Source organism: Streptomyces herbicida, from assembly GCF_032656585.1.
GTDB classification, from domain to species: Bacteria; Actinomycetota; Actinomycetes; order Streptomycetales; family Streptomycetaceae; genus Streptomyces; species Streptomyces herbicida.
Genome location: NZ_JAUYWJ010000039.1, coordinates 39687 through 63526, shown reverse-complemented (window position 1 = coordinate 63526; position 23840 = coordinate 39687). Strand labels below are relative to the sequence as shown.

The 23840-nt window shown below is 71.2% G+C and carries 25 protein-coding genes and 1 pseudogene; 22 read left to right on the top strand and 4 right to left on the bottom strand.

Annotated elements, in window-relative coordinates; genetic code table 11:
- From Q8A52_RS45715 to Q8A52_RS45675, 9 genes and pseudogenes are all read left to right on the top strand, one after another.
- Positions 1 to 446, top strand: a pseudogene (locus Q8A52_RS45715) (2-oxoacid:ferredoxin oxidoreductase subunit beta); the annotation flags it as partial.
- 57 nt (positions 447 to 503) lie between these two features.
- Positions 504 to 1058, top strand: coding sequence for a telomere-protecting terminal protein Tpg (gene tpg, locus Q8A52_RS45710; protein ID WP_316763927.1), 555 nt, complete (start codon positions 504 to 506; stop codon positions 1056 to 1058).
- 163 nt (positions 1059 to 1221) lie between these two features.
- Positions 1222 to 1362 (top strand): hypothetical protein, encoded by a 141-nt coding sequence (locus tag Q8A52_RS45705; protein WP_263217154.1) that lies wholly within the window; start codon positions 1222 to 1224, stop codon positions 1360 to 1362.
- A 129-nt stretch (positions 1363 to 1491) separates the two neighbouring features.
- On the top strand, positions 1492 to 2352 hold the full coding sequence (locus Q8A52_RS45700; RefSeq protein WP_316763922.1) for a JmjC domain-containing protein: 861 nt from the start codon (positions 1492 to 1494) through the stop codon (positions 2350 to 2352).
- Entirely contained in the window at positions 2349 to 3227 is an 879-nt protein-coding gene (locus Q8A52_RS45695; protein WP_316763920.1) for a JmjC domain-containing protein, read from the top strand. The genes Q8A52_RS45700 and Q8A52_RS45695 overlap by 4 nt, the downstream gene beginning before the upstream one ends.
- Positions 3224 to 3733 (top strand): GNAT family N-acetyltransferase, encoded by a 510-nt coding sequence (locus tag Q8A52_RS45690; protein ID WP_316763917.1) that lies wholly within the window; start codon positions 3224 to 3226, stop codon positions 3731 to 3733. The genes Q8A52_RS45695 and Q8A52_RS45690 overlap by 4 nt, the downstream gene beginning before the upstream one ends.
- A gap of 132 nt (positions 3734 to 3865) precedes the next feature.
- A complete protein-coding gene (locus Q8A52_RS45685) occupies positions 3866 to 5212 on the top strand; it encodes an MFS transporter (protein ID WP_316763913.1) in 1347 nt (448 codons plus the stop codon).
- 105 nt (positions 5213 to 5317) lie between these two features.
- Entirely contained in the window at positions 5318 to 6199 is an 882-nt protein-coding gene (locus tag Q8A52_RS45680) for an aminoglycoside N(3)-acetyltransferase (RefSeq protein WP_316763910.1), read from the top strand.
- A 111-nt stretch (positions 6200 to 6310) separates the two neighbouring features.
- On the top strand, positions 6311 to 7192 hold the full coding sequence (locus Q8A52_RS45675) for an NmrA/HSCARG family protein (RefSeq protein WP_316763908.1): 882 nt from the start codon (positions 6311 to 6313) through the stop codon (positions 7190 to 7192).
- Between the two features lie 29 nt (positions 7193 to 7221).
- Here the strand turns inward: Q8A52_RS45675 and Q8A52_RS45670 are convergent, their stop codons facing one another.
- Positions 7222 to 8043: an NAD(P)H-binding protein gene (locus Q8A52_RS45670; protein ID WP_316763904.1), complete on the bottom strand. Its 822-nt coding sequence runs from the start codon at positions 8041 to 8043 to the stop codon at positions 7222 to 7224.
- 98 nt (positions 8044 to 8141) lie between these two features.
- Here Q8A52_RS45670 and Q8A52_RS45665 point away from each other — a divergent pair, with 98 nt between their 5' ends.
- On the top strand, positions 8142 to 8705 hold the full coding sequence (locus Q8A52_RS45665) for a TetR/AcrR family transcriptional regulator (RefSeq protein ID WP_316763901.1): 564 nt from the start codon (positions 8142 to 8144) through the stop codon (positions 8703 to 8705).
- A gap of 280 nt (positions 8706 to 8985) precedes the next feature.
- A complete protein-coding gene (locus Q8A52_RS45660; protein ID WP_316763898.1) occupies positions 8986 to 9759 on the top strand; it encodes a hypothetical protein in 774 nt (257 codons plus the stop codon).
- Positions 9760 to 9801: 42 nt separating this feature from the next.
- Here Q8A52_RS45660 and Q8A52_RS45655 read toward each other — a convergent pair whose 3' ends face one another.
- Positions 9802 to 10122, bottom strand: coding sequence for a helix-turn-helix transcriptional regulator (locus Q8A52_RS45655; protein WP_316763896.1), 321 nt, complete (start codon positions 10120 to 10122; stop codon positions 9802 to 9804).
- A gap of 498 nt (positions 10123 to 10620) precedes the next feature.
- Between Q8A52_RS45655 and Q8A52_RS45650 the strand changes: the two genes are divergently transcribed.
- The 3 genes from Q8A52_RS45650 (at position 10621) to Q8A52_RS45640 (ending at position 12335) form a co-directional block, all read left to right on the top strand.
- On the top strand, positions 10621 to 10872 hold the full coding sequence (locus tag Q8A52_RS45650) for a hypothetical protein (protein ID WP_316763894.1): 252 nt from the start codon (positions 10621 to 10623) through the stop codon (positions 10870 to 10872).
- The gene (locus Q8A52_RS45645; protein ID WP_316763892.1) at positions 10872 to 11249 is read left to right on the top strand and encodes a fic family toxin-antitoxin system, toxin component; all 378 of its coding nucleotides are present in this window, start codon (positions 10872 to 10874) and stop codon (positions 11247 to 11249) included. The genes Q8A52_RS45650 and Q8A52_RS45645 overlap by 1 nt, the downstream gene beginning before the upstream one ends.
- 483 nt (positions 11250 to 11732) lie before the next feature.
- A complete protein-coding gene (locus tag Q8A52_RS45640; protein WP_316763890.1) occupies positions 11733 to 12335 on the top strand; it encodes a lamin tail domain-containing protein in 603 nt (200 codons plus the stop codon).
- A gap of 88 nt (positions 12336 to 12423) precedes the next feature.
- Here the strand turns inward: Q8A52_RS45640 and Q8A52_RS45635 are convergent, their stop codons facing one another.
- On the bottom strand, positions 12424 to 13629 hold the full coding sequence (locus Q8A52_RS45635) for an acyltransferase family protein (protein WP_316763887.1): 1206 nt from the start codon (positions 13627 to 13629) through the stop codon (positions 12424 to 12426).
- Between the two features lie 402 nt (positions 13630 to 14031).
- Here Q8A52_RS45635 and Q8A52_RS45630 point away from each other — a divergent pair, with 402 nt between their 5' ends.
- The 5 genes from Q8A52_RS45630 (at position 14032) to Q8A52_RS45610 (ending at position 18413) form a co-directional block, all read left to right on the top strand.
- Entirely contained in the window at positions 14032 to 14688 is a 657-nt protein-coding gene (locus tag Q8A52_RS45630) for an RNA polymerase sigma factor (protein WP_316763884.1), read from the top strand.
- On the top strand, positions 14685 to 15815 hold the full coding sequence (locus Q8A52_RS45625) for a CU044_5270 family protein (protein WP_316763882.1): 1131 nt from the start codon (positions 14685 to 14687) through the stop codon (positions 15813 to 15815). The genes Q8A52_RS45630 and Q8A52_RS45625 overlap by 4 nt, the downstream gene beginning before the upstream one ends.
- 239 nt (positions 15816 to 16054) lie before the next feature.
- Positions 16055 to 16741 (top strand): DUF4232 domain-containing protein, encoded by a 687-nt coding sequence (locus Q8A52_RS45620; RefSeq protein ID WP_316763879.1) that lies wholly within the window; start codon positions 16055 to 16057, stop codon positions 16739 to 16741.
- Positions 16742 to 16842: 101 nt separating this feature from the next.
- A complete protein-coding gene (locus Q8A52_RS45615) occupies positions 16843 to 17313 on the top strand; it encodes a hypothetical protein (RefSeq protein WP_316763877.1) in 471 nt (156 codons plus the stop codon).
- A gap of 500 nt (positions 17314 to 17813) precedes the next feature.
- Positions 17814 to 18413 carry a hypothetical protein gene (locus Q8A52_RS45610; protein WP_316763874.1) on the top strand — a complete coding sequence of 200 codons (600 nt, stop codon included), beginning with the start codon at positions 17814 to 17816 and terminating at the stop codon, positions 18411 to 18413.
- Positions 18414 to 18495: 82 nt separating this feature from the next.
- Here Q8A52_RS45610 and Q8A52_RS45605 read toward each other — a convergent pair whose 3' ends face one another.
- Positions 18496 to 20829, bottom strand: a complete 2334-nt coding sequence (locus Q8A52_RS45605) for a coiled-coil domain-containing protein (protein WP_316763871.1) — start codon at positions 20827 to 20829, stop codon at positions 18496 to 18498.
- 182 nt (positions 20830 to 21011) lie between these two features.
- Here Q8A52_RS45605 and Q8A52_RS45600 point away from each other — a divergent pair, with 182 nt between their 5' ends.
- The 3 genes from Q8A52_RS45600 to Q8A52_RS45590 all read left to right on the top strand — a co-directional run bounded on the left by Q8A52_RS45600 (position 21012) and on the right by Q8A52_RS45590 (position 23828).
- Entirely contained in the window at positions 21012 to 21161 is a 150-nt protein-coding gene (locus Q8A52_RS45600; RefSeq protein ID WP_316763870.1) for a hypothetical protein, read from the top strand.
- Between the two features lie 412 nt (positions 21162 to 21573).
- On the top strand, positions 21574 to 22422 hold the full coding sequence (locus tag Q8A52_RS45595; RefSeq protein ID WP_316763866.1) for a thermonuclease family protein: 849 nt from the start codon (positions 21574 to 21576) through the stop codon (positions 22420 to 22422).
- 416 nt (positions 22423 to 22838) lie between these two features.
- Positions 22839 to 23828 (top strand): hypothetical protein, encoded by a 990-nt coding sequence (locus tag Q8A52_RS45590; RefSeq protein WP_316763863.1) that lies wholly within the window; start codon positions 22839 to 22841, stop codon positions 23826 to 23828.
- Positions 23829 to 23840: the final 12 nt, after the last annotated feature.

The window sequence follows — 23840 nt, the reverse complement described above, 5'->3', positions numbered from 1 at the left end:
CCGGCACCGCACTCATCGAGATCTACCAGAACTGCAACATCTTCAACGACGGCGCCTTCGACACCCTCAAGGACCAGCAGACCGCCCAGGAAGCCGTCATCCGCCTCGAACACGGCCGGCCCATCCGCTTCGGCCCCGACAACACCCGCGCAGTCCTCCGCAACACCACCACCGGCGACCTCGAAGTCGCCACCGTCACCCCCGACAACGAACACCGCATCCTCGTCCACGACGCCCACACCGCATCCCCCACCACCGCCTTCGCCCTCTCCCGCCTCGCCGACCCCGACACCCTGCACCACACCCCCATCGGGGTCTTCCGCTCCGTCGACCGCCCCGTCTACGACGCCGAGATGGCCGAGCAGCTCGACGCGGCCGTCGACCGGCACGGCAAGGGAGACCTGGCGGCGCTGCTGGCCGGCGGCGACACCTGGACGGTCCGCTGACCGACCTGGCCTGTAACGTCTGAGACGACAGGCAGAGCAAGGAAAGCGGGCGACGCGATGGTCGATATCGGGGACACGCTCGACGTGGCCGCCGCCGAGCACTTCACACGCCCTGTCCCCAAGTCGGCGCAGGCACAGATGCGTTTCCTGGTACGGCAGTTGAAGGGCACCCGGCAGGTGGCCGAGCTGCTGGGCATCTCGCAGCGCACGGTGGAGCGCTACGTCAAGGGCCAGCTGAAGCGCCCCCGCCATGACCTCGCCGAGCGGCTCGCGGCCGAGACCCGCAAGCGCTGGCAGCCGCGCGTGCGGGACCGGGCCCGGCGGCAGGCGGCCGCCACGGGCGGGATCTTCGTGTCGACGCGCGCCCGTTTCGGCTTCACCGCGGCCCCCGGCACCAGCGACGACCCCCGGGTCCGCTACATCAACCAGGCCCTGCCCCCCGAGTACGCCTCCCGCCTCTTCGCCGCCCAGGACGCCGGCGCCACCGAACGCCAGCTGAGGGACATCCTGGCCGAGGGGCTCGGCGAGATGTACTTCCGTGACCGCAACCGCCGCGCGGAGGGACTGTCGGTGGAATTCACCGACATCCAGGAGCTCGAGCTGGGCTACTAGGGCCGCTACCGGGCTTCCGGAGCCGCGATGGGCCTGCCTCCGGAGCCGCGTGGGACCGGAGGGATCCAGGCGGAGTCCGTTGCTCTGCTAGGCCGGGTTGTCACGATCTCCGGCAGTCCGTCGCACATCCGCGGCGGGACCCCGCTGCCTGCTGGAGGCTGACATGGGCATTCGTGACACGAAGAACGCCATCGAGGGCAACTCCGAGAACCCGGAGGAGCTGGCGCAGACCCAGATCGCCGGCGAGGAGGAGGACGCCTTCGACTCGCCGAAGACGATCATGAACCAGATCTCCAACGCCTGACAGTCCAGACGGCTCCGCCGGCCGGGGAGCAATCCCGGAGAACGATCCCGGAGAACAAGCCGGGAGAGCATCACCGCGCCCTCCGGCCGGCGCCCGGACACGGAAGCCAACGGAGCCCTGGGGGTCGGGTTGACCACATCACTCGTAGAGACTCTGCGCGGCGAGGGCATCTTCGCCGACGCCTGGAACAAGGAATTCCGGATCCTCCGCGGCGCGGTCGATCCCGCCGGCTGCATCTCGTCCGCCTTCGTCGAGGACAGGCTGGAGGCCAGCCTGCTGCGCTGGCCGTACTTCTCCGTGCTGCGGCACGGCGCCGTGCCGCACGAGCGCGCCTACACCACGTCCCGCGACGTGATCGGGCACGAACGGCCCGGCTTCCCCGACCGCGCCGCGATCCACCGGCTCATGTCGGCCGGCGGCACCCTCAAGCTGAACAAGCTGTCCGACTGGCACCGGCCCACCCGCGCCCTGGTCGAGGAGTTCGAGGCGGCGGCCCCGGTCGCGGTGGCCTCGTACGTCTTCTGGACCCCGCCGGAGAGCCGAGGGATGCTGCCGCACCGCGACGCCTCGCACGTCGTGGCCGTCCAGCTCGAGGGCCGCAAGGAGTGGCAGCTGTACGCGCAGGAGGGCCAGGTGCGCGGCGACGCGGGCCTCGACGTGGACGCGCAGGAGCCCACCCACACGTTCGTGCTCGAACCGGGTGACGTGCTGTACCTGCCGCACGGCTGGCCGCACGACGCGATCGCCCGCGACGGGGACTCCTTCCACCTGACCTTCACCCTCACCGAGCCGACCCCCGACGATCTGCTCGAAGCACTCGCCACCCATCTCCTGGCGAACGACTGGGAGCTGGCCCACCGCTTCCACGCGACCACCCTGGAGGAGCGGACCGAGAACGTGCGCTCGGCGCTGCTCGGCTCCGCCCGCACGCTCGACGACGACACCTGGGCGGGCGCCGCCCTCACGGCCATGCGGGAGGTGACCGGATGACCATCACACTCGAGGACCTGGTCGGCGACACCGAGGTCTTCTTCCGGGACCACTGGGCCAACCAGCCCGCGGTGTTCCGCTCCCGGGCCGACCTCACCGGTCTCATCACCGAGGAGGAGATGTGGGAGGAGGTGGACTGCGGGCTGCTGATCCGCCCGTACTTCACCTCGTTCGACGAGGGCGTGCGCACCGCGATCTCGGAGATGACCAAGCCGCGCACCATCGTCGGTCACAGCGTGCCCGGCTACATCAACCCCGAGCAGATCAAACGGGACTTCGCGGCCGGCGGCACCTTCAAGTTCAGCCAGCCCGAGCACTGGCACCCCGGACTGCGGGCCCTGGTCCGCTCGCTGGAGCCGGAGTTCCGGGCCGAGCTGGAGTCGTTCGTCTTCCTCTCCCCGCCCGGCAAGACCGCGATCGCGGCCCACATGGACGGCTCCCATGTGCTCGTCCTGCAGGTCGCGGGCGTCAAGGACTGGGTGGTGGGCCGGCTCGACGAGACGTCGACCAGCGACTCCGACCGTTACGCCGGCGGGGTGATCCCCTACGATCGCCGCATGGAGGTCACCCTGAGGCCCGGCGACGTGCTGTACATGCCGCACGGCACCCCGCACTCCGCCACCGCACGGATCGGCAACTCCATCCACATCGCCGTCACCATCGAGGAACCCAGCACCAAGGACCTCGCCAATGTGTTCCTCGCCGAACTGCTCGGGCACCCCGAGTACGAGGCGCTCACCGAGGAGCACCACAAGCTGTCCCTGGCCGAACGGCTGGCCCGGCTGCGCACGCTCGTGGCCGACACCCTGGCGGCGGCGGACGCGGACCAGGTGCTCAAGCAGGCCGTACGACTGAAGGCCGGGCACCGCGGATGAGTGTGGCGCTGCGCCCGGTGACCGCGGCCGACCTGGACCGGTTCGACGCGGAGTTCGCCGGACCGGAAGGGCCGGGTGCCTACCAGTGGTTCGGCCACACGCCGACCGTACGGCTCCGGCGGCTGCTCGACGAGCGGGGACTGCTCGGCGGCGACGAGAACATGCTGTCCGTCACCGTCGACGACGTCCTCGCGGGACGCGTCGAGTGGTTCCGCAGGGCGTGGGGCCGTGCGGACACCTCGTCCTGCTGGGAGATCGCCATCGGCCTCTTCGCGGCCCACCGCGGCCAGGGCGTCGGTACCCGGGCGCAGCGCCTCCTCGTCGACTATCTCTTCGAGCACACCCGCGTCGAACGCATCCAGGTGTGCACCGACGCCGACAACATCGCCGAGCAGCGCGCGGCGGAGAAGGCCGGCTTCGAGCTGGAGGGCCGCATCCGTCGCGCCCAGTGGCGCGCGGGAGCCTGGCACGACCAGCTCATCTACTCGGTCCTGCGCATCCCCTGAGACTCTCCGCGGCCTCGCCGAGGCCCGCCCACGTCTCGCCGACGTCTCGCCACGTCTCGCCACGTCTCGCCACGTCTCTCCGAGCGGAGACACACCATGCGATCGCCCCTGCGTTCCCCCTTGCGTTCCCCTTTGCATTCCCTGAACGTCCCCGCACGGCGGCTGGCCGTCCTGCACGGTATCGACGGGATCGGGGTCGGCCTCTATGTGGCCGGCTCCGCCGTCTATCTCACCCGGGTCACCGGCCTGACCGCGGCCCAGATCGGTCTCGCGCTCTCCGCCGCGGGGCTGACCGGCCTGCTCGCGTCGGTGCTGTTCGGCATCGTCGCCGACCGGGTCGGCGCCCGCCCCCTGCTCAGCCGCCTGCTGCTGCTCCTGGGTGTCGCCTACCTGGCGCTCCCCGCGGTCCACGCGGCCTGGGAGTTCGTCGCGCTCTCCGTGGTCATCGGCGCCCTGCAGTTCGGCACCGGCCCCTCCTTCATGTCCCTGGTCGCCGAACTGGTGCCGGAGAAGGACCGGGTGACGGCCCGGGCCGCGATCAGGTCGGTCGGCAACGCCAGCATGGGCCTGGGCACGCTGGCCGCCGCCGCGGTCATGGCGGTGGGCACGGACGGCGCCCTGCAGATCATCCCCCTCGCCAACGGCGTCACCTTCGTCGTGGCCGCCGTACTGGTGCACCGTCTGCCCGCCGTCGCCGCCCACCCGGCCCCGCCCGCCGCGGGCCGCTTCACCGCCCTGCGAGACGTGCCGTTCCTGCGGGTCGTCGGGGTGAACGCCGTACTGGCCCTGCACGACTCGGTGCTCGCGGTCGGCATCCCCCTCTGGATCGTGGTGGGCACGGGCCTGCCCACGACCCTGACCCCCCTCCTCATCGGCCTCAACACCCTGCTGTGCGTGCTGCTCCAGGTCCGCGCGGCCCAGGGCACCGACGACCTGCCCGGCGCCGCCCGCGTCGCCCGCCGCGCGGGCCTGGCCGGAGCCCTGGCCTGCCTCATCCTCGTGCCAAGCGGCGACCTCGGCCCTTGGGCCGCCGGAACCCTGGTGACCGCGGCCTTCCTGGTGATGACGGCCGCGGAGCTGTGGCACGCCGGCGCCTCCTACGGCCTCGCCTTCGCCCTCGCCCCCGACGACCGCCGCGGCGAGTACCTCGGCGCCTTCCAACTGCACCACGGCGTCCAGTCGATCGTGGGCCCGGCGGTCCTGACGTCGTTCATCGGCAGCGGCACGGGCGCGGGCTGGACGGCGGTGGCGGCCCTCTTCGCAACGGCGGCCTTCCTGGCGCCTCCGGTGGCCCGCAGGGCCGTCCCCCGCCCGCCGCTTCCCCCGGCCGCCGACCCCGAACCCGCCCCGCACCCGCCTCCCGCGGCCGCCGACGGCGAATCCGCCCCACAGGGGCCACCCGCACCCGACAACGAAAGCGGCACGGCCGGTGCGGGTGGGAACCCAAACCCGGCCGAAGGCCGGGTGCCCACCCACTGACCCGCACGGCACGGCACGCCCCCGCACGGCACGGCACGGCACGCCCTCGCACGGCACGCCACCGCATCACACCGCACCGCACCGCACCCACCCCGGAGGCCCCGCATGCTGCACCCCGCCGCCGGCCCGCAAACCCCCGGCCCCTACAGCCGAGCCGACCTGGCCGGAGGCCTCCGCTCACTGGGAATCGCCGAAGGCGACACCGTGCTGGTGCACTCCGCGATCAGCGCCCTCGGCTGGACGGCCGGCGGCGGAGTCGCGCTCGTACGGGCGCTGCGCGACACCGTGGGCCCGGCCGGCACCCTGGCCGTACCCACCTTCACCACCTATCTGACCGACCCCGCCACCTGGGTCCAGCGCCCGGTGCCCCGCGCCTGGTGGCCCCGAGTCCGTGCGTCCCTGCCGGAGTTCGACCCGGCCGTGCACCCGGCCCAGCCCCGCCTCGGCCGCTTCCCGGAGCTCGTACGGTCCCTGCCCGGCGCCCGCCGCTCCGGCCACCCGCTCTACTCCTTCGCCGCGGAGGGCCCGGCCGCGCGGGAGATCCTGGGCGCGCATCCCCTCCCCTACGGTCTGGGCGCGAACAGCCCCCTGGCGGGCCTGTGCCGGGCCGGCGCCAAGGTCCTCCTGCTCGGCGTCGGCTGGGACAGGGCGACGGTCCTCCACCTGGCCGAGCACCTCACGCCGTACCCCGGCCGCCGCAGCCACCGTATGGACGTACCACGCGAGACGGCGGGCGGAGCCGTGCGCTGGGAGCCCAGCGATCAACTGGTCATGTACGAGGGCGACTACGAGCACATCGGCGCGGCCGCGGCCCGCGCGGGCCTGGTCACCGAGGGCCCGGTCGGCGCGGCCCGCGCCCTGCTCTGCCCGGCCGCCGAACTCGTGGACCTGGCCTGTGCCTGGCTGGCCCGCCGCCGAGACCTGAGCGGCTGGCGCGTGGCCCCGAACATGACCGGAGTGACGGAGGCCCCGCCCGCAGCCTTGTGACCGCGAACCCCGAGGCGAACATTATTAACTGCGCGGCACAGTAAACTCCTGCTATTCTTCTGCGCAACGCAGTCAATGTGTCACGCACACAAACCCTCGGAGTTCACACCCATGCTCACCGTCGCCGTCACCGGCGCCACCGGAGCCCAGGGCGGCGCCACCGCCCGCGCCCTGCTGGCCGCCGGCCACCACGTCCGTGCCCTCACCCGCGACCCCGGCTCACCCGCCGCCGACGCCCTGCGCACCTTCGGCGCCGAGGTCCGCCGCGCCGACTTCGACGACCGCTCGACCCTCGACGCCGCCCTCACCGGCGCCGACGCCCTGTTCGCGGTGACCACCCCGTTCGGCACCGACACCGCCGCAGAGACCCGCCAGGGCAGAACCCTTCTCGACGCGGCGGCGGCCGCCCGCCTCGGTCATGTCGTGCTCGCCTCGGCGGCGCACGCCGACCGCGGCACCGGCATCCCGCACTACGAGAGCAAATACCTGGTCGAGCGGCACCTGCGGGCGTCGGGTGTGCCCTGGACGGTGCTGGCCCCGGCCGCGTTCATGGACAACTACGCGGCCGGGTGGACCCTGGACGGACTGCGCACGGGCACCTTCGCCTGGCCGATGCCCGCCGACAGCCCGCTCACGCTCATCCCCGCCGTGGACATCGGCGCTTTCGCGGCACTGGCCCTCCAGCGCCGCGACGACTTCGCCGGCCACCGCCTCGACATCGCCTCGGACGAACTCACCCCGGCCGGGATCGCACAGACCCTGGCGACGGCCGCCGCCCGTCCGATCGTCCACGAGGAGGTGCCCCTGTCGTACGTCCGCACCCACTCCACGGACCTCGCGGCGATGTTCGAGTACTTCACCGCCACCGGCCTGGACGTCGACGTACCGGCCCTGCGCCGCGACCACCCCGAGGTGCCCTGGCACACCTTCGCCGACTGGACCGCCTCCCAGGACTGGCCGGGCCTCCTGTCGCCGCTCCCGCAGCACCAGTGAGACCGTGACGGGCTCCTCGCGCCCGAAGGTCAGCGGAACGCCCCGGAGTTGCGCACCGCCCACGCCCCGAAGGGAGCCGCCGCCCGCCCGAGCACCCGCCGCACGTCCTCGCTGATCCGCCGCTCCTCGGCCGTGGGCTCCCCGAGGATCGCCAGCGTGCCCTCCACGACGGGCGCCGGAAGGAACCGCGACATCTGGGCGTGCGCCTCCTCGCGGCTCTGCTCGACGAAGGCCACCGGCTCCCCGATCGCCTCCGCGACGGCCGCGGCCCGCTGCCGGGGGGTGGTCGCCTCGGGCCCGGTCAGCACATAGGTGGCCCCGTCGTGCCCGTCGTCCCGCAGTACGGCGGCGGCCACCGCGGCGACATCGTCCGGGTCGACGAAGGGCAGCCCCACCTCGGCGAACGGCGCGGCGGCGGTACGGTGCAGCCGCACCGGCTCCGCCCAGGCGAGGGCGTTGGAGGCCAGCCCGCCGGACCGGAGCACCGTGAACTCCAGCCCCGACCCGGCCACCGCGGCCTCGAACCCGGCGGCGTGCGCATACACTCCCGGCCGCGTGCCGACGCCCTGCGAGGACAGCAGCACCACCTTGGTGACCCCGGCCGCGGCCGCCCGCGCCAGAATCCCGCCCGGATCCTCCCCGGCGACGAGCAGGAACAGCGCCTTGGCCCCCTCCAGCGCCGGCACCAGACTCTCCGGCTCACCGAGATCGGCGGCGACGGCCCGCACTCCGTCCGGCACATCGGTCCGGGAGATCCGCCGGGCAACTGCGGTCACGGCCTCCCCGGACCCGGCCAGCATCCGGACCAGCGTCCGTCCGACGTTTCCGGTGGCACCCGTAACAACGATCACGGCCCCTCCATGAGTTGAGATGCGCTGCGTGTGAGTCAGTTGACTAACTAAGTCGTCACGCTAGCCGCCCCCGACCCCCGCTGTCTATCCTCAGTCAGGTGACTGACTCAAAGCCGAGCAAGCGCGAGCGCCTGGTGGCCGCCGCCGTCCAGGTGTTCCACGAGCAGGGCGTGGAGAAGACCACCCTCGGAGACATCGCCCGGGCCGCCGACGTCCCCCTCGGCAACGTCTACTACTACTTCAAGACCAAGAACCAGCTGGTCGAGGCCGCGGTGGACGCCCACTGCGCCCAACTGCGCACGCTCACCGACCGGTTGGACGCCCTTCCCGACCCCGCCACCCGGCTCAGGACGCTCATAGCGGGCTGGGTCGAACAGCGCGACGTCGCGGCCCGCTTCGGCTGCCCCTTCGGCACCCTGGCCACCGAGCTCGACAAGCGCGACGACGGCCTGGACCAGGCCGCGGCCAAGGTGATGCAGGCGCTGATCGACTGGGCCGAGTCCCAGTTCACCCTGCTCGGCCGCCCCGACGCCCACGACCTCGCGATCGAACTCGTCGCCGCCTACCAGGGCATGTCGGTCCTCACCAACACCCTGCGCGACCCGGACCTGATGGCCACCCAGGGCCGCCGCCTGCAGACGTGGATCGACACCCTCGCCTGATCCCGAACGCCGGTACGAGCGCCGTACGTGCGTGGCCGAATCCCTTGTCACCAGGTGCCGGTTGTTGCGCAAAGTAACGCCACCGGGCAGCACCGAGTGGGATTATCGAGAGGCACTTGCGGCAGTCCTGTCACACACGGCTGCCGTGGGGCAGGGCTGGGCGCATGAACGCCGAGGGGGAGCCCGCCTCACCTTCGCTCACTGACGACGGTCCTTCCTGTCCGCGTATCGCATGGGGCCGTCGATGAGCTGGTATCAAGAGACATGGTGCACTGACTACGTGTTACCTGCCGCGGCCTGCGCTGTCATCGGCTGGCTGGGGATGCTGCGCCACTTCCACGGCAAGGGCAGACTGCTCGGCACGGCGAGGTCCGCCGGCCTGTCCTTCGCCGTCCTGGCCCTGATGTGCGCGGCCGCCATCGGTACGGCCCATCTCCTGCCGCACCTCGCCTCGCTACCGCCGGTGACCGCGGGCGTGGCCACCGGAGCCGCCGCGGCACCCCGCAAGAAGCAGGACGAGAGCACCCAGCCCTACGTCAAGTTCCTGACGCTGGGCGTCGCCTGGCTGATGGAGCGGCTCGAATATCGGCTGCACAGTGATGGCCAAAGCTGGAGCGAGGCATTTTTGGCCGACTTCAGGGAATCGGCGCCGCTGCGCCTCTTCAACCACGACCTCATGCAGTACCTGCTGGACCGGCACCGCCAGCCGGCCCTCACCAAGCAGATCACCGCCTGCTACGAGGACGCGAAGAAGGCGATCGACAGGGCCCTGGACGTTCAGACGAGCACCGACATGGCGTGCCACGGCGACGGAACCTGGCTGTCACAGCGGGAGCCGACCGAGCAGGAGCGCTACGACTGCCGTTCGTCCTTCGGCGAGGCCCGGGCCCAGAGCGGGCACCTTCTCCTCATCGCCTATCTGCACGGCCGCCGCTCCGAGGCTCCCCAGCTCGAGGAACTGCGCGAGAAGGCCCTGCCGCAGGACGCCTATCACAGCGCCGCGCTGCCCGTGCAACGCCGTCGCTTCGGCGGTCTGCGCCGCAACCGCGGCTGAACCGCGGGGCCCCGGCAGGGGCAACGGGCGCGGCGCCCCGGCCTACAGCCGCGATGTGATCCCGCTGTCGCGCACCGGCGATGTGCTGAGGCTGCCGTCGGCGGTCTTCGGGCGTGGCGAGAATCTGATCTCGACGTCGGCGCCGAGCGCCTCCGCGGCGGCAGCGAGCGTACGGACCGTCAGATTGGCGTCTCCGGACATGATCTGACTCACGCGTCCTGGGCTCACGCCCATGGCCTTGGCCAGATCGGAGCGTGATTTGCCCAGGCCGGCCAGCAGGCCCGCCAGTGAAGCGGTCGCCTGACGCGCGAGCTGCGCACCGGCCAAGTCTGTTCGGTTCTCGCTTCCGGCGAAGAAGCCCATGGTGTCACCCCCAAGTCGGCGGACAGCAAGGTCTGTTGAGCCGTCCGTGGTTCTAGGATGCCACCTTTAGCTCTAGCTAAAAACGCGGTTCCAGGAAAAAAGTCCCGCAACCACCCTCCCGGGCACGCTTTCGGACACCCTCTGACCTGCCGCGACCCCACTCACCGAACATTTCAGGCCGACCTCGGACATCACCCCGACGGGGGCCCCGGGCACGCGAAAAACCCCGGCCCTGAAGGATCAGGACCGGGGTTCTCGGTCGGAGCGCCGGGCAGGCCTTGCACCTGCATCTCCCCGCAGGAAGCGGGACGTCTTTCCTTGGACCACCAACGCATCGCACGCTCCCCCGGTTCGTCCGGGCGGCGAGCTCAAGATCGACCATACAGCATGTACGGCCGCCCGATCTGCAAGTCGCATGATCCGACCGCGATCTGCCCGGCGCCGGCCGGCCGGGCCCCTCTCTGGCCCCTTGGTGGTAACAGCTGTTACCATCCGGGTATGGCGAAGCCACAGCTCGGCGTACGCGTCGACCCCGAGGTCAAGCAGCTCGCCCAGGTCCGCGCCAAGGACCTCGGGCTGGATCTGGGCGACTACATCGCCCGTCTCGTCCGCGAGGACACCGAGGGCATCCGTGCCCGTGCCCTGGAGGCCGCCCGCCGCTTCCTCGACGAGCACCAGTCGGTCTTCGACGAGGCCGAGGACGCCGAGAGGGCCGGCGAGCCGGTCACCCCGGGGGCGCACGCCGCGTAATGGACCTGCACATCGACGTCCCCTGGATCCTTCAGGCGGCCGAGATCGCCGGCGCGGGCGACCCCGCCCCCGACGACTACGGCGTACCGGTCGCCGCCGTGGCCGCCCACAAGGCCGAACTCCTCCAACAGCCCGTCTACGACGGCCCCTACGCCCGAGCCGCGGCCCTGATCCACATCCTGGGCCGCTGCCGCTGGCTGGAGCGCTCCAACATGGCCGTGGCCGCCGCGACGGGCGTGATGTACCTGGAGGCGTCCGGCATCCCGGTCAAGCCCGCCCGTGAGGACGCGGTGGCCCTGCGCGACCTGCTCCGCGACCCCACCTGCACCACCCGCAGGATCGCCACCCTGCTCCGCTCCTGGCCCGTGGTGACCTGACCGCGGCGCCCGCCGTCCCCGCGGCCGAGGCGGTACGCCGGATCGCGGCACTCGACGACCCGCGCGGCCCCGCTGTACGGGAGGACCTGGTCTGGACTGCCCGCTGGTCCACCCCCGAAGTCCCCGAGCTCCCCGCCCGGGGCGGCTGGTGACTGTTACTCACTTTCGGGTGAGGGCCCTGATGACGGCGGAAGCCCGGTGCCGGTACGACACCGTCGGACTCCGGCACTGACACGGGAACAACAGCTCACCGAAGCATCAAACGCGACATCCCCCACATAAATGAATATTACAGACAAGCGTCACGGAACTGTGCGCGATCTGTAACAGCCCTCGGGTCACCCGCCGACCGTGCCGCGCGGGACGGAAGGTGTGGACGTGCGGCCGCCCGGCCGCCACCCGCACCACGCACCACCCCCGGTGGCCTGCGTCTTCGACGCCGCACGCCCGGGGGAGTGCGCTCACCCTGCAAAGGGGGACCCTGTGTCCGCTTCTGTTCTCGTGACCACCCGCCGTCTGACGGCGGCCGCTGCCGTGGCGGCCGCGGCCGTAGGCGCGCTGGCGGTGCCGGCTGCGGCAGCCGACCACTTGCCGAGGGGCTCGGCCGACCGGGTGGTCATCAGCCGTGTGCAGTACGACTCCGCGAGCCGCGGCGACCGCTCGAACCGCTCCCTGAACCGGGAATGGGTGGAGATCAGCAACAACAGTCGGCACGACGTCAACCTCAGCGGGTGGACGCTGTCGGACGAGGCCGGCCGCACCTACACCTTCCCCCGCTTCCGGCTGAACGGCCAGGCGACGGTGCGCGTCCACACCGGGTTCGGGCGGGACACCCAGGGCGACCTGTACCAGGGCCGGCGCTACGAGGTGTGGGACGACTACGCCGACACCGCGACCCTGCGCAACGACCGGGGCCGCTTCATCAGCGCCGCCAGCTGGGGCGACCACCCCCGCCACATCGTCGACCACCGGCGTTACGACGACGACCGCCGCGACCACGGCCGCTTCGACGACCGCCGCATGGGCGACCGTCGCTACGACGACCGCCGCATCGACGAGCGTCGCTACGAGGGAGGCCACGCCTGACGGTTCTTCTTCGCGGTTCTTCTTCATTCGGCGGCGGCGCGCCACTCCCCGGGAGTGGCGCGCCGCCGCCGTAGTGCCTGACGGATGATCAGGCGACGGCCTCCGCACGCGCTGCGCGCCGCGACCGGCTGAACCGGCGCACGAGCGGAGCCTCGACCAGCCGGTAGAGCAGCCAGGACGCCACCACCGTGCCGACGGCCGTGCCGACCAGCAAAGCGATGCCCTCCGTGGTGGAGTACATCTCCGTGCCGAGCTGCTTGCGGAGCCAGGACAGCGCTATGTAGTGCAGCAGGTAGAAGGCGAAGGAGATCTCGCCCAGCCAGACCATCGTGCGATTGCGGAACAGACTGAAGCGGCCCTCGATGTCCGCGGTCGCCGCGGCCGCGATCAGCAGCGCGATCGGGATGATCATCGCGGCGCGCTGACCGTAGAGGTAGGGCACGTGGTAGGTGAGCCAGTACCCGCCGGCCAGCAGCACGAACGACGGGATCATGCCGATGTTGCGCCAGCGCCCGTGCTTGACCGCGAGCGCGACCAGGATGCCGAGGGCGAAGTCGACCATGCGGACCGGGGGCAGCACATAGCTGAACCAGTACGCCGAAACGGAGAGGTCCTGGCCGCTGGGCACCAGCGGGGTCTTCGGGAACGCCGCGTACGCCACCGCCGGGGTGGCCCACACCGCGGCGATCGCCCCGGTGATCCAGTACTTCAGGTGACGGGGGTCGATGCGCCGGAAGACGGCGAGCAGCAGCGGGAAGCTCAGATAGAAGACCGCCTCCACGCCCAGCGACCAACTCGGCGAGTCCACGCTGAAGTTGGTGAAGTACTTGGGCACCCACACCTGGACCATGAACAGGTTGGCGACGGCGATCCGGGTGGAGGTGTAGTCACTGGCGAACAGCACCATGGCGAGCACCCAGGCGACCACGTAGTTCGGGTAGATCTTGACGAACCTGCGTCGCCAGAACCCCGTCGTGGTGTCGTTGTCCCGCGCCGACCAGGTCAGTACGAACCCGCTGAGCACGAAGAAGAAGGACACGCCGAGCCCGCCGGCCTGGTCGAACCAGCGGAACAGCCGGAACTCGGTACGGTCGTCGGCCAGCAGCCGCAGCGGCGGTATCGGCAGGAAGGCGTGGTGGGCGAACACGGCCAGCGCGGCGAGGAACCGCAGGCCGGTAAGGGACGGCAGCCGGGAGATCTGGGCACGCTTCGGCTCGGTGGCTTCAGCGGCCTGGGCACCCACACCGCTTTCTCCGGCCGGCGCGGAGCCGGTCAGTACTTGGTCAGTGGCCATGGGACTTCCGTTCTCGGGTGAGGTCCTGCAGCGATCTGGTCCTGCGTGGGGGGTGCGAGGCTGGCGCTGTCGAGCGAACGGTGTGACTCGGCGGGACGTTCACGCCTGTCAGCGGGTGCTACTCCTTGACCGGGAGTTGCACCGCTTTTTGTACAGTCGCGTGCTCGTGGCTCACTCAAGGGTTGTTGAAGGCTTGAGCTGGTTCAGCCAGCGGGGGGCTCGACCCGTACGAAGGACGCCCCGAGCGCGTCCAGAACGCGCGGCTGTTCCGCAGGGCCGCGCCTCCGGCTGCCCGCCCCCGCTGCCCGTACGCTCGCAACCGCTGGGGCGGCACGAGACCTCAGAGGACGGTGTGACGCGAGTCACGGGAACCAGGGGCGCTCGCCCCGGCAGCTAAGGGGGGTGAGCACTCATATGCGTACCCGGGTACGGGCCGGGGATCCGAGCGCCTTCGCCGAACTGTTCGACGGCTGCGCCCGGGCGGTCTACAACCATGCGTTCCGGCTCACCGCCGACTGGGCGGCGGCCGAGGACGTGATGGCGGAGACCTTTATGGAGGCCTGGCGGCTGCGTGACCGGGTCGAGGCCGAGGGCGGCTCCCTGCGGCCCTGGCTGCTCGGCGTCGCGACCAACGTCGCCCGCGGCCACTACCGGAGCAACCGCCGTTACCGGGCCGCCGCCATCGCCGCCGCCGAGGCCGAGACCGCGCTGCCCGACCACGCCGACGAGGTCGCGGGCCGGCTCGACGACCGCCGGCGCCTCGCGGCCGCGCTCCGCGCACTCGCCCTGCTGCGCAGACCCGAGCGCGAGGTCCTGGCGCTGTGTCTGTGGGAGGGACTGGAGTACACGGCGGCGGCCGAGGCGCTCGGCATCCCGGTCGGCACGGTCCGCTCCCGCCTCTCCCGGGCCCGCGTGAAGCTGCGCCGCCTCACCGAAGCCGAGCTGGCGGGACCGCCCGCCGAACTCGTGCACGGAAAACGGGAACTCGGCCCGCCGGATCGCCAGACAAGAGGAGAACGTAACCACGCGATCCGGCCCGTATCGGAAGGAAATCGATGAAAGCGACCCCGTCCCGGCAGAGCCCGGCCGAGTGGGAAGAGAGCGCTTCTCTCCTGCCTCCGACGGTGCGCGACCTGCCGACGGGCCGTCACCAGTTCCACAGGGAGCGCCTGATGGCTCGCATTCAGCAGGACATTCAGCAGGACGACCAGCAGCAGGAGCGCACGACGACGGCGACGGCCACCGCGCCGGGAGCCCGCCCGAAGACGGGCCGGTTCCGTCTGCCGCGCCCGGCGATCACGCTTCCCGCCCTGGCCTGCGCCCTGGCGGGCGCGGTGGTCGCCGTGTCGGTGATGAGCGACGCGGACGGCGTCAGGACGGCCGGTGTCGCCAGCGGTCCGGCCCTCACCACCCGGCTCGGCACCCCGACCACCAAGGGTGTCCCGCAGTTGCTGGACCAGATCTCGCTGGCGGCGGCCGAGGTCCGCACCCCCGGCCTCAAGCCGGGACAGTACGTCTACATCGAGTCGAAGAGCGCCGAGACCTATCTGCGGCACGACGGCGACAGGGTCTCCCTGGCCAGCCATGTGCTGCACAAGCGCCAGACGTGGGAGTCCGCGGACGGCACCAAGGGCTGGCTGATCGACCCCGCCGTCAACAACGACCCCGCGGGCGAGACGCTGAGCCTGCCCGACGAGCAGGGCAACACCCCACAGGCCACGCTCAACGCCCCGTCGTACGACTACCTGACCAAGCTCACCACGGACCCCGACAAGCTGCTGGCCATGATCTACAAGGCGTCCGAGGGGCACGGAAACAGCCTCGACCAGCAGGCGTTCACCACGATCGGTGACCTGCTGGGCGAGTCCTACCCGCCTGCCGAGCTCTACTCGGCGCTGTTCAAGGCCGCCGCGAAGATTCCCGGAGTCGTCGTCGTGCCGGAAGTGAAGGACGCACTCGGCCGCCCCGGCGTGGCGGTGGCCCGGCTGGACGAGACCGGAGGCACCCGCGAGGAGTGGATCTTCGACAGGAAGACCCATGTCTTCCTCGGCAAGCGCGAGGTCCAGGTGAAGGCGACGGACGAGGACAGCGGCCTGATCAAGCCCGGCACCGTCAGGTACACCAGCGCCATCGTCAAGCGCGCGATCGTCGACGGCATGAAGCAGGTCCCCAGCCGGAACGGCTGACGCCCCCGCTCCGTCGCTGCCCCGGCCGCCCCGCACAGGGCGTGCCGGGGCACCGGCGTTCCGGACGGTGATTGCCTGTCAGATGTCATCCGGCACGCCCCGGTTGTCGAAGTTACCGGTGAGTTGTTTCACAGGCGGGTGCCCGATCGTCAGGGGAACCGCAGGTGCGGCCGCCGACGTGGAGTACTCACGTTGAAGACCACCGGCCCTGTGCCGGACCGACCCAGGGGGACAAACTCATGCGTCTGCGTACGGCCACTCTCGCGACGGCCGCTGTATTCGTCGCCGGCCTCAGCCTCACGGCCTGCAACTCGGGCAATGACGACGCCAAGTCCAAGGACAGCTCCAGCCCGAGCGCCACGGCTTCGTCGACGTCGACGGGCTCGACGGGCTCCACCACCGCGGGCACGTCCGCCGGCAAGACGGGCGGCGCCAAGGCCTCCGCGACCGCGGCGGGCAAGGGGACCGGCTCCGGCGGCGGTGCCGTCGGAGCGTGCACCACCAGGACGACCACCGTCCAGTTCATCGCTTCGGCCTCGCACGCCAGCGAGTCGGAGCCGGCGGCCGCCACCGTCAAGGTCACCAACACTTCGGGCAGCACCTGCACCCTCGTGGGCGCGACCACCCTGACCGCCAAGGACGACCAGGGCAAGGCCGCCCCCGTCGAGACCGACAACTCGGCCGCCGGCACCGATGCCGTCGAGATCGCGGCCGGCGCCTCCGCCTCCGCCGAAGTCCTCTACACGGACCTCAACTTCGAGGGCAGCCAGTCCGCCCGCGAGGTCTGCGCGGTACAGGCCTCCAAGGTGGAGATCGCCCTCCCGAAGGACATCGCCCGCACCGTCAAGGTCACCAGGACGAACGGCTCGGCAGGCATCTTCAACGTCTGCACCAAGGACGTGAAGTTCGGGTCCTTCCACTCCTAGGCCCTGTCGCCGGGCCGGTGACTGCACTGACGGACCGGAGCGGGTCGCGCGTGCCACTGGACGAATGACCCGCTCACTCACCACAGGGAGAAGAGCCCGCCATGGAACGCCGACGACTTCTCGCCGCTGTGGCCGTCCTGCCCACCCTGTCCGTCCTGCCCGCATGCACGTCCGGCGACAGCGACACGTCACGTCCGCCGTCTTCCGGCCGGTCCTCGTCCGACGGAGCGCGCCGGGCCGTCGAGGCGTATGTCGATGCGCTCAACAAGCGCAGTGCCGACGCCCTGATCGCGGTCGGTGGCGTACCGGACGAACAGTGGTCGAGGCACGAAGCGGCGCAGATCCTCGACGGCAAGGGCGGCCGCGGGTGGACCATCAAGAACGTCCGGATCGAGTACGACATCAGCCCGGACGTCGGCTCCGCCCGCCTAGAGGCCACGGACAGGGGCGGGACGACCATGCGCGACACGTTCACCGTCATGCGGGAGAAAGGCGACTGGCACCTGGTCGTCTTCGCGGGAGCCCCCGCCGCGACGGACAAGCCGACCTCGTCCACGGAGAAACCGGCCTGATGCCGGAGTTCGCACACCTCTACCTGAAACGGTTCGTGAGCGCCTTGACGAGATCGGTCCTGGCGACCCGGAGAGCGAACCGGTCGCGGCCGCCCGGTGCCGGCTTCGCGTACCACGGCAGGCCGCGACGGCGCCATTTGGCCGGAGTGAGCTTTGCGGGGACGGGCGGTAGGACCCAGGTCCACTTCCCGAGCCGGAGTACGCCGCCCCACACGCCTGCGGTGAGTCCGGTGACGGGGATTCGTACGGTGAAGCGGGCGTCGTCGGGGTCTGCCCGGCGGACCGGGAATGCGGCGCTTGCGCCCTGGCCGTCGGTGAGGACGACCTTCAGGGCATCGTCCGGGTGGGCGGCGAGTGTGCAGCGTCCGGTGAGCTCGAGCTGACCGGCGAAGCGAGCGTGCCCACGCCCCGGACATGGTCGGGAACGGCTCCCGGTCCCGGTACTGTCGACGCGTACATGATCGGGAACGTGTTGGTGCCAACGGGTGGGGAGCGGTGTCGTGGTCAGCGAGGTGCAGGGGACGTTCGCGGAGCGGATGGCGGAGGCCCGGCGGCGGAGGCCCGGTGCTTTCGCGCACCTCTTCGACGGCCGGCCGCAGGTGGTGATCAAGACCACGCAGTTGCTGCCGGAGCAGGCGATCCAGCTGGCCACCGCCTATGGTTACCGCCATCTGGAGACGCGGGGCAGCAAGGCCGTGCGGCGCCGGGTGTTCGTGCCGGATCCGGATGCGGCGGTGCACCTGGAGGCCGTGGCGCCGGGCACACCCTTCGAGGTGGCCGCGCAGCACCCCGCCTTCCACGGGGCCAGTGCCCGAGCCGCCCGCAACCACGCCGAGCTGATCAAGAACGAGATGAACCTGCTCAAACTCGTTCCGGCCGCGGTGTTCATCTTCCTCGGGGCGATCGGCATGGCGGCGCAGCTGATCAGCACCGGGCAGGGCGCCCTGGTCGTGCCGCTGTGCTTCGCCGTGCTGCTGGACACGGCCGTCGTCTGGCTCACCTGGTCGCGGGTGCGCAAGCGGCGCGGACTGCTGGCCCAGGCGGATCGGCTTGCCCAGCAGTACCCGCCGTACGGCTTCAGGGCCTGGACCCCGGCGTAGCGCACGGGCTCCGTCCTGTCTGATCTCGCCCTGCAGACGACCGGCACGCCGACTCTTCCGGGTACCCGCCGAGCGTCGCCTGCTACGGCGCCGGCTGGACCGGCTGGTCCTCGCGGGCGTCCGTGGCGGGCAGCCACAGGGCGCGGGAGACGCCACGGCGTTCGTAACGGGCGCGCTCCTTCCTCAACTCGTCCCGGAAGCGCCGCCCGTGGAAGCCGGAGGCGCGGGCGACCAGATGCTCGGCGTACCGGGTCCGGCCGGTCGCCTCGAACGCCCCGGCCAGAGCGGCCTGGTCGGCGGGGGAGCGCAGGTCCACCACCCGGTCGAGGATCCGCTCCACGACGGGCCAGGCCACCGGGTCGCGCCGGCTGTCGAGGGACTCGACGTCCATCACCAGCGGAGGGAAGTTCGCCACCATGCCGTTGCGGCACTGGACCTCCACCACGGCTTCGAGGTGCCGGTGCATCCCGACCGACTCCAGGGCCAGCAGCAGACGTGCCACCTTGGGCACCGCCGCGGTCCGGGCACGCTCGGCCAGGGCGGTGGGGTCGGCGTAGCCGGAGTCGGCCCGGGCCAGCGCGTCGAGGAACTCGCCCAGCAGCCGGGGCTCGATGTCGTTCAGGGCGTGCTGGAAGACGGCTTCGGCATGATCGTGCAGCTCGCACCGTTCCATGCAGGTCAGCAGCGCGGCCACGGCCGGTGGCGTGCCGGTGCGGGCCGCGGTGCGCACCACGCCGCCCGCGCCGGGGAACGTCTGGTCCAGTGCACCGAGCAGGGCCCGGACCTGGGCCGCCGGTCTGGTCCGTACGGCCACGATCAGCAGCTCCGCCGCGTACTGCCGGCGTCCGGCACCGTAGAAGTCGCTGATCAGGGCGGCGAGGTCGTCGACCGGCCGCTTCTTGGAGGCGTGGACCACGACCGACCAGGCGTCGTCGTAGCGGTGAGCCTGCAGCAGGACGTAGACGAGCGCTATCAGATGCCCCACACCACGTTGCTGGGTGCTCTCGAAGACCTTGTCGGCGTCCCGGCTCAGGCCGGACAGTGCCAGCGAGTCCGCGAAGTGGAGGACGTCCGACGCCGACCGCTGCCCGGCGGCCGCCGACTGCAGGGCGTCGGCCAGCGAGGGCAGCTCGGGCATGTCCGCCTCGCGCAGCGCAAGACTCAGCGCCACCAGGTCGGGCACGGAGCGCCGGGCGGCCGCGACGGACATCGCCGTGGTGACCGCGGGGTTGAGCTCGCCGCGGGCCAGGCACTCCGTGACCGTCACCAGGTCGCCGACCGGCCGGACCGCGGCCACTGCCCCCAGCAGGCTCTCGGCGTGCTCGTGCAGCCCGGCCGAGTCCAGGGCGCGTACGAACACCACCAGGTCCGCGCTGACGTGGAACTCCACCGACGCCTGCAGCAGGGTCAGGACGTAGTCGTCCAGGCCCTCCCGGTACAGCGCGTGGGCCAGGGCGCCGATGTCGGCGACCGGGCGGCCGGTGACCATGGTCGGCAGCGCGGTCTGGACATGCGCGTCGTACCCGGCCCGACGCAGCGCGATCAGCAGGCCCGCCACCTCCGCCACGGTGCGCGAGCGGCTGACGGAGCGCACCAACTCGCCGGCCGTGGCCTTGCGGGTGTGCAGCTCCAGGTCGCCCACGACCCGGACCAGTTCGGGCACGGACGCCGTCCGGTCGGCCTCCTCCAGCATCACCATGAGCGAGCGAGGCCGGTCCGGCTCGTCGTCGTCCGTGGCGTGCAGCGTCTCCAGCCGCGCCTCCAGCCGGTGGCAGCGCTCCTCGGCCTCGATCAGCTCGGTCCGGGTGGCCGCCAGGACCTGGCGCAGGCAGTGGACCTCCTCCTGCAGGTCGCTGTACTCCTCCCGCCACACCTCGAGCTCCGCGTGATGCGCGAAGTGCTGCTGCTCGAGCCGCATCTCCAGGTTGCGGCACCGGCCCCGGAGCTCCGCCAGCCGTGTCTCCCGGTCCTGCAGCATCTCCTCCAGCGCCCGCTGCTGGATCCGCAGGCGCCGGGTCTTCTCGTCGGCCTCCGACAGCCGGTCCTGCAGCCGTTCCACCTCGCTGCGGCGGCCGTTGGACCTGAGCGCGGCCCGGTGCAGCTCGCGCAACGCCTCCTCGGCCTCGCCGGTCAGCGGGGCCTGTGTCTCGCCGACGTCGGCCACGACTCCGGCGATGAAGCTCCAGGGCGGGACCCGGTCGCCGTTGAGGTACCGGGTCACCGAGCTGGCGTCCAGATGACGGCGTGCCGCATAGCGCCTGACGCTGACACCGAGGGAGAGGAAGACGTGGCGCAGATCCTCCGCCAGCGCGCGTTTCTCCGGCGGCAGGTCCTCTTTCAGGGGCGCCAGACGTACCGGCCGGGCTGAGCTGTCCACGGCCGAATCGCCGCCCTGGGGCGCCTGTCCGTTGTGCATCCGGTCAGTATCACGGCTGCCCCAACCGGCCGCAGCGGAAAGGCTGTTGCCGACTTCGACGGCAACGTTTCCCGGATGCTGCCACTTGCCGACGGCAACGCCGTGATCGGCCCGCGGAAGCCTGCGCGTGGTCATGATGGCCGGCACGGGGCGCACCTCGGCCCCAGAGCTGGAGGGAACGCATGACGACCCATGACGAGATCGAGCGGCGACCGCGTCGCGTACGGGCCGCGCTGTGCCGCCGCTTCGCACTGCGGGCCGCGCTCGGGGCGGCCGGCGCGATCGGCTCGGCACTGGTCCAGTGGCTGTTGTGGTGGCTGCGCGGAAGGTGACCGCCGGGCCGTGACCGGGACACCGGGCCGCTATTACGCCGTAATAGCGGCCGGTCGGCCCGGATGAATGTCCCTTGCTCACGCGCTCACTTGACGTCCGGTCACCCCCGTACGGCACCCGCACCCGGCCCGGCCGTGACCTGACCGCGTACGCCCGCCCCCGCCAGATCCCCCTGCGACGGCCGCGTGATCTCTGCCGCGAACACCGTCCACGACCCAGAGCCGGGGGAAATCCGCTGTGCACATCCACGCCGAACGGGACGGCACCGGCCTGGATCTGCAATTCGCCGAGTTGCCCGGTCGGCTGCACGCGGCCGGACGATCCGCGCGCCTCACGGAGAACACTTCGTGCGACTACTACTTTGTCTTTTACGAACAAATTTTCTTCTCCTCAGTTCCCGTAGGAGTCGCCATGCCTCTGCTGCTGGTCCAAGGAACTTTCCACCTGAAGAACACTCAGCCGGACGGGGACACCGTCCATTTCGTCGCGGACAACGCGAGTGACTGGAAGCTGGTCAAGGGAAAGAATCAGGTACAACTCACCGGCGCCGGTGAGGCCAAGCTCCGGCTGGAGGGCGTCGACGCGCTGGAGACGCATTATCACGACGAACACCAGCCGCTGCAGTTCGGTCATGCCGCCGCAGCCGAACTCCTCACCTGGCTCGGCTTCAACGACGTACAGCGCCGGCCGGACGAGACCGTCACCGCCTCGACGCCCGAGAGCACGCCCGGCTACCTCCTCACCGGTGGCGCCGACCTGTACGGCCGTGTCGTGTCCCTCGTCGGCCGGGGCGCACCTCCCGCGGACAGTGGTACGGCCGTCACCGTCGACGTGCCGCTGTTGCGGCAGACCGTCAATCACCACCTGGCGGCGCAGGGCCTGGTCTATCCGACCTTCTACGCCGGCCTGTTCCGTGACCTGCGGGAGGAATTCGCGACCGTCGCGCAGAGCGCCCGGGCGGCCGGGCAGGGGCTGTGGCCCCAGGACGTGACCACCTCCGGATTCAAGGTCACCGGGCCGTCCTCCATCACCGACGACGTCGTGATCCTGCCCAAGCTGTTCCGGCGGCTGATGGACCACTTCCACGCCGGTATGCCGGTCTCCTGCTTCCCCGCCTATCTCGCCGGCAAGGAGGACATGTTCACGGTCCTGTCCACCGGTGAGCGCTTCGCGGGCCTGCAGCACGTCGTCACCGTCACCAACAGCAGCACCATCCGCCTGACCCACCCGGTCGGCGACCTGCTCTTCGACGAGGGGTGAGGGACCCCGAGGGGAACTCGGACACAGGCAGGATTCTTAACGGACGGATTCCTGTTCGTATGAATCGTCCGGGCTCCGGAATTAGCTGTGGAAGGTGCGTCGTCCGGCGTCTTCGTGCTGGTTGTGACATTAGCCTGGCCTGACGGACTTCGGCGGGGAAAACCGACCCGGCCGGGTGGACCTCCGGAGAGCCAGTGGCCGCTTGGAACAGCAGCAGTCTGACGGATGCTGAATTCACCGCCGATCTGATGACGCCCGAAGAAATCGAAAGGCGCGCCGACCGCGTTTTCCGATTGCTCGACGATTGCGGCTGGGCGGGCCCGGATCCCTATGACGGCCTGACAAGTCCCCTCGCGCGTCTTACCGTTCACCCCTTTCTGCGTCAGGTTCTCCTCCAGACGGTGAAGAGAAGCCGGGTGGATCTCCGCCCCTTCCTGGCGATCCGCCCGCTGCGCACGGCGACCGCCTGCGGTCTCGGCGCGACCGCGTGCAGCCGCCTCGCCGACTCCCCGCTCTGGCGCGGCAGGGCGCACGAGCTGGGGCGGTGGACCGCCGCCCGGCAACTGCGGGGGCGTCATACGGGGCTGTGGGGCTACGAGTTCGATGTGCAGACCCGCTGGGGGTACTACCCGTCCTCCATGCCGAACATCGTGGCCACCACCTTCTGCGCCGACGGATGCCTCGACAGCGGAACCCTCGACGGCGGCGGTGCCGAAAGACTTGCCGCCGGGCTGCTGGACGGTCTGTACACCGGCACGCACTTCGCCTACACGCCGGCGTCCGGCACGCTCATCCACAACGCGAACCTCATGGGCGCGGCACTGGCGACCCGACTCGCCTTCCTGGACGGAATGCCCCGGCCGCTCGCCTCACGCCTGCTCGACGCGGCACGTACGGCGGTGTCCGCCACCGTGGCGGGGCAGCGTCCGGACGGCGCGTGGCCGTACGGCACCTCCGCGAGCCTCGGCTGGGTGGACGGCTTCCACACCGGCTATGTGCTGCTGCGGCTGGAGGCGGCCGCGCGCGGACTCGGGCTCGAACACGACAAGGCGATCGACTCCGGAGTCCGGTACTACCTCGACCACTTGTTCGACGGCCCGGTGCCTTGTTACTACGCGGACGAGAAGCCGGACCGGCGCGGGCGCATCTGCGGTGACCCCAACAACGACGCGACGGCCGTACGCATGGCGACCTGGGTGGAGGAACACGGCTATGTGCGCCCCGGGTTCGCCGAGCGTGTCCTTGCGGCCGTCAGCGGCTTCGTGCCGCAGCAGGCCCGGCGGCCCGGGGCGCCCGTGGGGCAATCCGCGCTCACGGGACCGCCGGTCCGCAGGTCGCCGCGGTGGAGTCTGGCGCCGCTCCTGGACGCGCTGACCGCTCTCCAGGCGGCGCGGGGCGCCGGATGAGCGCCTTGGCGA

Excerpts from the sequence above, each read along its gene's own strand:
- Q8A52_RS45705 (WP_263217154.1), top strand. The coding sequence starts at position 1,222 with ATGGGCATTCGTGACACGAAGAACGCCATCGAGGGCAACTCCGAGAAC.
- tpg (WP_316763927.1), top strand. The coding sequence starts at position 504 with ATGGTCGATATCGGGGACACGCTCGACGTGGCCGCCGCCGAGCACTTC.
- Q8A52_RS45655 (WP_316763896.1), bottom strand. The coding sequence starts at position 10,122 with ATGGGCTTCTTCGCCGGAAGCGAGAACCGAACAGACTTGGCCGGTGCG.
- Q8A52_RS45675 (WP_316763908.1), top strand. The coding sequence starts at position 6,311 with ATGCTCACCGTCGCCGTCACCGGCGCCACCGGAGCCCAGGGCGGCGCC.
- Q8A52_RS45595 (WP_316763866.1), top strand. The coding sequence starts at position 21,574 with ATGCCTCTGCTGCTGGTCCAAGGAACTTTCCACCTGAAGAACACTCAG.
- Q8A52_RS45615 (WP_316763877.1), top strand. The coding sequence starts at position 16,843 with ATGGAACGCCGACGACTTCTCGCCGCTGTGGCCGTCCTGCCCACCCTG.
- Q8A52_RS45600 (WP_316763870.1), top strand. The coding sequence starts at position 21,012 with ATGACGACCCATGACGAGATCGAGCGGCGACCGCGTCGCGTACGGGCC.
- Q8A52_RS45635 (WP_316763887.1), bottom strand. The coding sequence starts at position 13,629 with ATGGCCACTGACCAAGTACTGACCGGCTCCGCGCCGGCCGGAGAAAGC.
- Q8A52_RS45620 (WP_316763879.1), top strand. The coding sequence starts at position 16,055 with ATGCGTCTGCGTACGGCCACTCTCGCGACGGCCGCTGTATTCGTCGCC.
- Q8A52_RS45680 (WP_316763910.1), top strand. The coding sequence starts at position 5,318 with ATGCTGCACCCCGCCGCCGGCCCGCAAACCCCCGGCCCCTACAGCCGA.
- Q8A52_RS45605 (WP_316763871.1), bottom strand. The coding sequence starts at position 20,829 with ATGCACAACGGACAGGCGCCCCAGGGCGGCGATTCGGCCGTGGACAGC.
- Q8A52_RS45625 (WP_316763882.1), top strand. The coding sequence starts at position 14,685 with ATGAAAGCGACCCCGTCCCGGCAGAGCCCGGCCGAGTGGGAAGAGAGC.
- Q8A52_RS45645 (WP_316763892.1), top strand. The coding sequence starts at position 10,872 with ATGGACCTGCACATCGACGTCCCCTGGATCCTTCAGGCGGCCGAGATC.
- Q8A52_RS45690 (WP_316763917.1), top strand. The coding sequence starts at position 3,224 with ATGAGTGTGGCGCTGCGCCCGGTGACCGCGGCCGACCTGGACCGGTTC.
- Q8A52_RS45695 (WP_316763920.1), top strand. The coding sequence starts at position 2,349 with ATGACCATCACACTCGAGGACCTGGTCGGCGACACCGAGGTCTTCTTC.
- Q8A52_RS45650 (WP_316763894.1), top strand. The coding sequence starts at position 10,621 with ATGGCGAAGCCACAGCTCGGCGTACGCGTCGACCCCGAGGTCAAGCAG.